Here is a 6,212-nt window from a genome sequence, read left to right on the forward strand (position 1 = left end):
TTACTCCTTGATAAGCTTGTCACGTCTTTGCTCGTAAGCATCGCGTAAAAATGGATAAAGATCAATAGCATCTTTTCTTAGTTTTTCATAAGCAGTTGGATCTTGCGAAAAGCTATTAAACGCTCTATATGACTTAATGCCAGTTGATAAAAGTATAGGATCAACGTAGCTAATAGGATCAGCAAAATAATCTCCGACCATGCCACCAGTATCTCTTAAATTTGATGGTCCAATAAGTGGCCAAACGATATGAAAACCGCTGCCAAGCCCCCAATATCCAAGCGTTTGTCCAAAATCTTCATCGTGAGCTTTGAGGTTGTAGTATTTTGCTCCGTCTGTTAGTCCGCCAAAGCCTATTATCGTATTTGCTAAAAATCTCAATGTCTCTTCGCCAGCGTTTTGAAATTTAAACTGAAGTAGATTATTTACAAAGCGAACCGGGAAAAGCAGATTATCAAAGAAATTTGAAACCATTGTTCTAGCTGTTTTTGGCACAACATAGGCATAGCCTTTTGCCACCGGAGTTAGCATATTTACATATATAAAGTCATTTGCATGTGTCATCATTCTATTGTAACCACTAAGCGGGTCAAAAACATCTTTTTTTGCTTCAAATTCAACATCAAATTCGTCGCTTTCGCTATTCGTATTTATGTCCGTATTAGCACAGGCTAAAAGCAAACTAAAAAAGATAGAAAGCAAAAATTTCATACTAAGCCTTATTTTTATTTATAAAATGTAGCTCGATTTTATCTTTTAAAAACTTTACAAGAAATTAAGAGAAATTTATAAATTGGCTTAAATCTTTAAGCTTAAGGATTAATATAATTAGATATACTTCACAAATTATTCTCCAATATAGTAAAGGTAAAAATTTTGAAAGCAGATATAAATTTAGAACTATTTTTAGGCGAAGATACACAGGTTTTAGCTAAACATATTACATTATTAAAGGCCATAAAAGAGACAAAAAGTATCACAAAAGCAGCAGAATTGGTTGGCATATCATACAAAAATGCTTGGGACTGCCTTGATACGATAAATAACAAAAGCAGCAAGCCGCTTATTATTAGAGCTGATGGAAATAAAAAAAATAGTGGCTCTGAGCTAAGCGAGTATGCCAATAAACTGATAAAAATTTATGATACCATTCTCGAGACCCAAAAGGACTTTTTACAAAAAATTTGTCAAAAAGTAGATTTTGAGGATGTAGATATTATAAATCTTCAAAGAATGAATATGAACTTAAGTGCTAGAAATCAGCTCTCATGCGAGATTATTGGCATAAACCGCGGTGCGGTAAATTCTCAAATAATTGCAAAACTAAGTAATGGCTGCACGCTTGAGTCAAACATCACGGTTGAAAGTGAGAAAAATTTAGGCCTAAAAGTTGGACAAAAAGTTATTTATATTTTTAAAGCTCCAGCTGTCATTTTGGCTAAGGATCTAGATATAAAAATAAGCACAAAAAATCAATTAAAAGGCGAGGTGATCGAAGCAAAGATAGGTGCTGTAAATGCTGAAATCACTTTAAAACTAAGTAATGAACAGACTTTAACTGCCATCATTACAAAAGATAGTGCTATCCAGATGAAAATAGGTGTTGGCGATACACTTTTAGCAATAGTAAAATCATCTCAAATCATTATAGGAGTTTAAATGAGAAAAGTTTTTAAATTTTTATGTGCGGCAGCTTTGCTTGCCATAAACGCATTTGGCGCTGAAGTAAATGTATATGCAGCAGCAAACACAACATACGCATTTCCAAAGCTTATAAAAGAGTTTAATAAGCTTCATCCAGATACTAAAATCAACCTAACCCTTGGTGCAAGCGGTGGTCTTGTCACACAGATACAAAATTCAGCTCCAGCTGATATATTCATGGCTGCTGATATGGGCTTTGCACAAAAAGCCTATGATACAGGCTTTGCAAGCACTGAGCCAAAAGTTTATGCACAAGGCGCTGTTGCTATTTTTTCTATTAGAGATGTTGATTTTAAAAAAGGTATTGAGGTTGTTCGTGGCTTAAAGGCAATTTCTATTGCAAATCCACAAACTGCACCATACGGCAAAGCTAGTATAGAAGCACTAAAAAATGCAAAACTTTATGATGAAGTAGAAAAAAATATCGTTTATGCTCAAAAAATTTCTGAAACTCTATCTCAGGCATTAAGTGCATCTGATGTAGGTTTTATAGCTGCTAGTGCACTCTTTGATGAGAAAATGTCAAAATACAAAGAGGGCGTTAATTACATCTTTGTTCCGCAAGAGCTATACACTCCGATCGATCAAGGTATCGTTCTTCTAAAACATGCTGAAAAAAATGATGATGCAAAAGCATTTTATGAGTTTATCTTAGGTGATAAATCAAGAGAAATTTTCAAGAAATTTGGTTACAACGTTCCAGCTAAATGATAAGAGCAAAGATCGTTGGGATTTTAACTAAAGATGACGTTAGCTTATTTGAGCTAAAGGGTCTAAATTTAGAGGCAAATTTATTTATGCTAGTCTTGAATGAGGCTAGCAAATTTGCCTTAGATGATGAGATTGACTTAGGTTTTAAAAGCTCCGATGTTATCTTGGCAAAAGACAAACTAAATAATAGCTCGCTTGAAAACGAGCTAAAGTGCGTGATTGAAGCTATAAATTTTGGTGAAATTTTAAGTGTTGTTAGCTTAAAGTGTGGCGAAATTTACTTTGAAGCTATTATCTCAAATCACGCATTAAAAACTATGAACATAGGTGAAAACGATGAAGTCTTTGCCTATATAAAATCTACAAGCATTCACATAAGTACTCAAAAATGATAGAAATTTCTTGTAAAAAAGAGCTAAATGGCGGTGGCAGAAAATTTTTACTTGAGGCAGACCTTAGCTTTGAAAATGGCGATTTTGTCGCACTTTATGGAGCAAGTGGCGGCGGAAAGACTACTATTTTAAGATTGATTGCTGGTTTTGAAACGCCACAAAGCGGATTTATAAAGGTTAGGGATAAAATTTTCTTTGATGAAAAGAGAAATTTAGCTCCACAAAAACGAAATATTGGCTTTTTATTTCAAGATTATGCTTTGTTTGAAAATATGAATGTCTTTAAAAATTTGCTCTTTGCAAAAGATGACATAAGCCTGGCAAATAAACTTCTTGATATCTGCGGTCTAACAAGCCTAAAAAATGCAAAAATTAGCACTCTTTCTGGCGGTCAAAAGCAACGTGTTGCTTTGGCTCGTGCGGTTATGAGAAAGCCTGAAATTTTACTACTTGATGAGCCGTTAAGTGCACTTGATAACGCCATGCGTGAGAAACTTCAAGACTATTTACTAACACTTCATGATGAGTTTAAGATGAGCATTATTTTAGTAAGCCATGATATCGCTGAAATTTATAAGCTTTGCAATAAAGTCTTTGTCCTTGAAAACGGCAAAATTTCAAGATCAGGTAGTGCAAGTGAGATATTTTTAAAGAGTGCAGGATCACAGAAATTTGCCTTTAATGCTAAAATTTTAGAGATAAAAAAACGTGATGCTATTTATGTGGCAAATGTATTAATAAACCGCCAAATTTGTGAAGTGGTGCTAAGTAGCAGCGAAGCAATGAATCTAAAAGCAGGCGATATGGTAGTAGTTAGCACAAAAGCATTTAGCGTAAATTTGGAAAAAGCATGATAGACGAGTTAAGAAGTATCGATTACGAACCGTTCTGGCTCTCGTTAAAACTATCTTTTATAACTACTTTTATTTTGTTTTTTGCCTGCATTGCGCTTGCTTATTTTATGTCGCAGAAAAAATTCTTTGGCAAATCATTTTTAGAGTCGATAATCTCACTGCCTTTGGTATTGCCGCCAAGCGTTCTTGGCTTTTATCTGCTCATTTTTCTTTCGCCTTATTCCACTTTTGGTAAATTTATCGAAGAAATTTTTGGAGTTAGGCTTGTTTTTAACTTCACAGGTCTTGTTGTGGCAAGTTGTATCTATTCATTGCCATTTATGTTTGGGCCGATTTATGCTGGACTAAATAGCCTAAAAAAGAGCCTTTTTGAAGCGAGCTATAGTCTTGGTAAAAACAAACTCACGACTATTTTTAGAGTAATTTTGCCAAGCATCAGATCAAATTTATTAACAGCCACTGTCGTTAGCTTTGCTCACACTATGGGTGAGTTTGGTGTTGTTTTGATGATAGGCGGTAGCGTAGCTGGAGAGAGCAAGGTTGCAAGTATTGCGATATTTGAAGCAGTTGAAATGCTTGATTACACCAAGGCTCATGTCTATGCACTTCTGATGTTAATAATTAGCTTTTTTGTCCTTTTTATAGTTTATCTTTTAAATTCTAAAAAAGCTTAAGACAAAGCTTATAAAGATATAATAGTAAAAAATTTTAAAGGATGAAATATGATAAACGTGCCTACAAGTATATATTTAAATACCCTAGACGGTAAGGAATTTGATTTTACCGCCTTTGCAAGGACGCATGACTGCGTTATTTTCATCTATCCAAAGATAGGCGAGGACTTTAGTCTTTTAAGTGAGCAACTACAAAATACACCTGGCATGAAGGGCTGCACTAAACAAGCGATAAACTACAAGAAATTTTTAAAAGATTTTAACGATCTTGGTTTCATGGTAGTGGCCATTAGCTCACAAGATATCGCAGCTCAAAAGAAATTTCAAGAAGAGACTTCAACTGGTGTTATGTTTCTAAACGATAGTGAGTTTATGCTTGAAAGGGCGCTTGAGCTTCCAGTTTTTTCTGCGTCAAATGGACATAAATTTTATTTTAGACAAACACTTATCATAAAAGATGGTAAGATAAGGCGCGCATATATAGTGGATGATCCAGAAAATGATGCTAAAAATATGCTAGAAAAAATCAAAGAAAAAGACTACTAGGAGCTAAAATGAGCCAAAATAGCAAAATCGAAAAGTCTTATGATGAGCTAACTTATAAATCAATAGCTTTTGCCCAATCGTCGCCATATAGGCTTGAAGCTTGTGCTACACTTCTTGGCATAACTCCACCTCCATGCGAAAATGCAAGAGTTTTAGAGATAGGATGTAGCTTTGGCGGAAATTTGATCCCATTTGCAGTAAATAACAAAAATGCAAAAGTAGTTGGCATAGATCTTAGCGGCGAGCAGATAAGGCGTGGGCAAGAGATCGTTAAAGAGATGGGGCTTGCAAATTTAGAGCTTATACACGGCGATATTTGCGAATTTAAAAGTGATGAGAAATTTGACTACATTATCGCTCATGGCGTTTTTAGCTGGGTACCTGACTTTGTAAAAGAAGCTATATTAAAAGTTGTAAGAGAGAATTTAAGTGCAAATGGCGTAGCATTTATCTCCTATAATGTTTATCCTGGTTGGAAAGTAAAAGACATCGTAAGAGATATAATGCTACTTGCCGCAAAAGATAAAGAGAGCATGCAAGAGAGGTTAAAAGCAGCCAAAGAAGCACTTTTAGTCTATAAAGAATATTTGCTAACAAGAGATGAAGAAATTTATGAGGGAAAAATACCTCTTAAGATGCTTCTTTTTGTAACAGAACATGTGCTCTCAAAAGATGACTTTTACATAGCTCATGAGTTTTTAGAATACACAAATGATCCATTTTATTTTAAAGATTTTAATGCCATGCTTGCCAAAAATGAGCTTACTTATCTTTGTGAGTATACACTTGATGATATTTTTACCCCAGATGTTGGCACGGCCGTAGTAGATGAATACAAAAATAACAAGTTTAAAGACAGGATCGATCTAGAGCAATTCATGGATATGATTAGCAACAAAGTCTTTAGACAAAGCCTAATAGTCCATAGCAAAACTTATGAGAGCATAGCCAATAAACAAATAGGTCCAAGCGATATTAACAAAATTCACGTTGTGGCAGATTTTATAAAAAAAGATAATGAGTGGCAAGATAGTTATGGCGCTATGCCACAAGACATATCATGGCTTTGTGAGGTATTTTATAAGATGTATCCAGCTAGCATAAACCTTTCTCAGATTTTAGAAATTTTGCCAGAAGATAAGCTTATGGTTTATAGCGCTTTTGTAAGAATTTTAACAAACTCGTCTGATGCAATGATCCTAAAAGATGAGCAAAAAAATATCGAGTATAGGCCCGGACATTCAAGACTTAGTCAAAATTTAATAAATTATGTAAGATATTTTTTAAATCATAAAAATAATGACGATGTTGTTTTTGCTAATAAATTTAGC

The 6,212-nt window shown here is 34.4% G+C and carries 8 protein-coding genes; 7 read left to right on the forward strand and 1 reads right to left on the reverse strand.

From position 1 onward, the window contains the following. Positions 1 to 711: an MlaA family lipoprotein gene (locus F3H01_RS02300; protein ID WP_149724702.1), complete on the reverse strand. Its 711-nt coding sequence runs from the start codon at positions 709 to 711 to the stop codon at positions 1 to 3. A 165-nt stretch (positions 712 to 876) separates the two neighbouring features. On the opposite strand from F3H01_RS02300, the gene F3H01_RS02305 reads away from it, so the two are divergent. The 7 genes from F3H01_RS02305 to F3H01_RS02335 form a co-directional block, all read left to right on the forward strand. Further along, positions 877 to 1,659: a TOBE domain-containing protein gene (locus F3H01_RS02305; protein WP_149724703.1), complete on the forward strand. Its 783-nt coding sequence runs from the start codon at positions 877 to 879 to the stop codon at positions 1,657 to 1,659. Next, entirely contained in the window at positions 1,660 to 2,415 is a 756-nt protein-coding gene (modA, locus tag F3H01_RS02310) for a molybdate ABC transporter substrate-binding protein (protein ID WP_149724704.1), read from the forward strand. Next, entirely contained in the window at positions 2,412 to 2,807 is a 396-nt protein-coding gene (locus tag F3H01_RS02315; RefSeq protein ID WP_149724705.1) for a TOBE domain-containing protein, read from the forward strand. Before modA ends, F3H01_RS02315 begins: the two co-directional genes overlap by 4 nt. Further along, positions 2,804 to 3,661, forward strand: coding sequence for a sulfate/molybdate ABC transporter ATP-binding protein (locus F3H01_RS02320; protein ID WP_149724706.1), 858 nt, complete (start codon positions 2,804 to 2,806; stop codon positions 3,659 to 3,661). Before F3H01_RS02315 ends, F3H01_RS02320 begins: the two co-directional genes overlap by 4 nt. Beyond that, positions 3,658 to 4,335 (forward strand): molybdate ABC transporter permease subunit, encoded by a 678-nt coding sequence (gene modB, locus F3H01_RS02325; protein WP_149724707.1) that lies wholly within the window; start codon positions 3,658 to 3,660, stop codon positions 4,333 to 4,335. The genes F3H01_RS02320 and modB overlap by 4 nt, the downstream gene beginning before the upstream one ends. Positions 4,336 to 4,383: 48 nt before the next feature. Next, a complete protein-coding gene (locus F3H01_RS02330; protein ID WP_149724708.1) occupies positions 4,384 to 4,881 on the forward strand; it encodes a redoxin family protein in 498 nt (165 codons plus the stop codon). Between the two features lie 8 nt (positions 4,882 to 4,889). Continuing rightward, positions 4,890 to 6,212 (forward strand): class I SAM-dependent methyltransferase (locus F3H01_RS02335; protein WP_149724756.1); only part of this gene is annotated, 1,323 nt, incomplete at its 3' end.

The sequence above is a fragment of the Campylobacter concisus genome (assembly GCF_902460875.1).
GTDB lineage: Bacteria > Campylobacterota > Campylobacteria > Campylobacterales > Campylobacteraceae > Campylobacter_A > Campylobacter_A concisus_AA.